We start from the raw sequence: 3,509 nt of genomic DNA on the forward strand, positions 1-3,509 counted from the left end.
TGGTTGCGGGGGTAGGATTTGAACCTACGACCTTCAGGTTATGAGCCTGACGAGCTACCGGGCTGCTCCACCCCGCGACGGGTAATTTAATGCGCTGTGCGCTGCGCTTGAGTTCTGCGCGGGCTGCGAGATGCGCGCTTTGTTATGCGGGTGCATCCGTTTTGATGTTGCTGACAATGATTGATGTGACGGTATTGAACAGTCTGTACTTTGCAGACCTGGCGATGACCTACTCTTCCAGCGCTTAAGCGCAAGTACCATCGGCGCTGCCGCCTTTCACGTCCGAGTTCGGGATGGGATCGGGTGGTTCGACGGCGCCATGATCACCAGGTCGGCGAAGGACAGACTGTTGTTTTGCACGGTTAAAAGCATGGATATCATGGGTTCATGACCGATTTTGGTCACTGAACATGATGGGGTCTGTTAAGCAATTCGAGCCATTAGTACTGGTCAGCTTCACACATTACTGCGCGTCCACACCCAGCCTATCAACGTGGTGGTCTTCCACGGCTCTCAATGAGACCTAATCTCGAGGGGGGCTTCCCGCTTAGATGCTTTCAGCGGTTATCCCTTCCGTACATAGCTACCCGGCAATGCGGCTGGCGCCACAACCGGTCCACCAGAGGTACGTCCATCCCGGTCCTCTCGTACTAAGGACAGCTCCTCTCAAGTCTCACACGCCCACGGCAGATAGGGACCGAACTGTCTCACGACGTTCTAAACCCAGCTCACGTACCACTTTAATCGGCGAACAGCCGAACCCTTGGGACCTGCTCCAGCCCCAGGATGTGATGAGCCGACATCGAGGTGCCAAACACTGCCGTCGATATGAGCTCTTGGGCAGTATCAGCCTGTTATCCCCGGCGTACCTTTTATTCGTTGAGCGATGGCCCTTCCACGCAGAACCACCGGATCACTATGACCGACTTTCGTCCCTGCTCGACCTGTCAGTCTCGCAGTCAGGCTGGCTTATGCCATTGCACTCGACGATCGATTTCCAACCGATCTGAGCCAACCATCGCGCGCCTCCGTTACCATTTGGGAGGCGACCGCCCCAGTCAAACTACCCGCCACAGAGGGTCCCGGACCCGGTTTCACGGGCCTCGGTTAGATATCAAAAGTGTCAAGGGTGGTATTTCACGGATGCCTCCACACCAGCTGGCGCCGGCGCTTCATAGGCTCCCACCTATCCTACACATGACACTCCTGATACCACTCTGAAGCTGTAGTAAAGGTGCACGGGGTCTTTCCGTCTAACCGCGGGTAGCCCGCATCTTCACGGGCAATTCAATTTCGCTGGGCCTGTGCTGGAGACAGTGGGGAAGTCGTTACGCCATTCGTGCAGGTCGGAACTTACCCGACAAGGAATTTCGCTACCTTAGGACCGTTATAGTTACGGCCGCCGTTTACCGGGGCTTCAATTCAGAGCTTGCACTCCTCCTCTTAACCTTCCGGCACCGGGCAGGCGTCAGACCCTATACGTCGCCTTGCGGCTTCGCAGAGCCCTGTGTTTTTAGTAAACAGTCGCCACCCCCTGGTTTGTGCCCCCTGCTTATGGTTGCCCACAAGCAGGGCCTCCTTCTCCCGAAGTTACGGAGGCATTTTGCCGAGTTCCTTCAGCACAGTTCTCCCAAGCGCCTTGGTATACTCTACCTGTCCACCTGTGTCGGTTTAGGGTACGGTCGTTAACGGGAGGGCTATTTCCTGGAACACCTTCGCGGCCCATCCAATCCAATAAGGATAAACCGCTTACAGTATTCGTCACCACTCCCCGGCTGAGGAATATTAACCTCATTCCCATCACCTACGCCTTTCGGCCTCGGCTTAGGGGCCGGCTCACCCTGCGCGGATTAGCCTTGCGCAGGAACCCTTGGACTTTCGGCGACAGAGTCTCTCACTCTGTTTGTCGCTACTCATGTCAGCATTCTCACTTCCGATACCTCCACAGCCTCTCGCGAGACCGCTTCACAGGCTTACGGAACGCTCCGCTACCACGTGATCAAAGATCACATCCGCAGCTTCGGTACATGTCTTGAGCCCCGGTACATCTTCGGCGCAAGAACCCTTGTTTAGACCAGTGAGCTGTTACGCTTTCTTTAAAGGATGGCTGCTTCTAAGCCAACCTCCTGGTTGTTTTGGGGTTCTCACATCCTTTCCCACTTAGACATGATTTAGGGACCTTAGCTGGCGGTCAGGGCTGTTTCCCTCTCGACGACGGACCTTAGCACCCGCCGTCTGTCTGCCAGACTAAACTCATCGGTATTCGGAGTTTGGTTAGAGTTGGTAAGGCTCGCGCCCCCCGCATCCATCCAGTGCTCTACCCCCGATGGTCATCATCCGACGCACTACCTAAATAGTTTTCGCGGAGAACCAGCTATCTCCCGGTTTGATTGGCCTTTCACCCCTAACCACAGCTCATCCCCGTCTTTTTCAACAGACGTGGGTTCGGTCCTCCAGTGGGTGTTACCCCACCTTCAACCTGGCCATGGCTAGATCACCGGGTTTCGGGTCTAATGCATCGAACTCAGTCGCCCTATTCAGACTCGCTTTCGCTACGCCTACACCTAACGGCTTAAGCTTGCTCGATACACTAAGTCGCTGACCCATTATACAAAAGGTACGCAGTCACCCCTCAAGGAGGCTCCTGCTGATTGTAAGCATTCGGTTTCAGGATCTGTTTCACTCCCCTTATCGGGGTGCTTTTCACCTTTCCCTCACGGTACTTGTTCACTATCGGTCATGTGGGAGTACTTAGGCTTGGAGGGTGGTCCCCCCATGTTCAGACGGGATTTCTCGTGTCCCGCCCTACTCAAGGACGCATGATCGGTTTGCCTGTACGGGGCTGTCACCCACTTCGGCCAGTCTTTCCAGACTGTTCCAGTTTCCTCTCATGCGCCACTGGCCTGGTCCCCTTTCGCTCGCCACTACTCAGGGAGTCTCGGTTGATGTCCTTTCCTCCGGGTACTGAGATGTTTCAGTTCTCCGGGTTCGCCTCCGCACCCTATGTATTCAGATACGGATACCGCCAAAGCGGTGGGTTGCCCCATTCGGAAATCCATGGATCAAAGGGTGCTCACCCCTCCCCATGGCTTATCGCAGCGTGCCACGTCCTTCATCGCCTCCACATGCCAAGGCATCCACCAAATGCTCTTATCGCGCTTAGCAGAACCACCATCATGTGCAGTGAACAAAATCGGCCTAAACCAATCGTCACCACCATGACAGAGACCCATGCTTTCTTACGTGCATGTCACATCTTTACATTGTCAAAGAACATATCAGGACAAAGCCTGAATTCTATTCCCAGTCGAGATCTATCAAAACGCCAAACCAGCAACCCTCGCTAAAACAACCCTCTTAGGAGCTGCCAGATGGTGGAGCTGGACGGGATCGAACCGACGACCCCCTGCTTGCAAAGCAGGTGCTCTCCCAGCTGAGCTACAGCCCCATATCTGGTCAGATCAATCCGGTTCGCTCTTGCCAAACCAACACTCAAAGCGGGATATCCC

At 54.9% G+C, this 3,509-nt stretch carries 2 tRNA genes and 2 rRNA genes; all 4 read right to left on the reverse strand.

The features are described 5' to 3' along the window. Nucleotides 1-77 (reverse strand) — tRNA-Met (locus tag AQ1_RS13020). Nucleotides 78-216: 139 nt separating this feature from the next. Next, nucleotides 217-331 (reverse strand): 5S ribosomal RNA (gene rrf, locus AQ1_RS13025). A gap of 88 nt (nucleotides 332-419) precedes the next feature. Further along, a 23S ribosomal RNA gene (locus AQ1_RS13030) occupies nucleotides 420-3,165 on the reverse strand. Nucleotides 3,166-3,372: 207 nt separating this feature from the next. Next, nucleotides 3,373-3,448, reverse strand: a tRNA-Ala gene (locus AQ1_RS13035). Between the last annotated feature and the right edge of the window lie 61 nt (nucleotides 3,449-3,509).

Source organism: Iodidimonas nitroreducens (assembly GCA_000710935.1).
Lineage (GTDB): Bacteria > Pseudomonadota > Alphaproteobacteria > Sphingomonadales > Rhodothalassiaceae > Iodidimonas > Iodidimonas nitroreducens.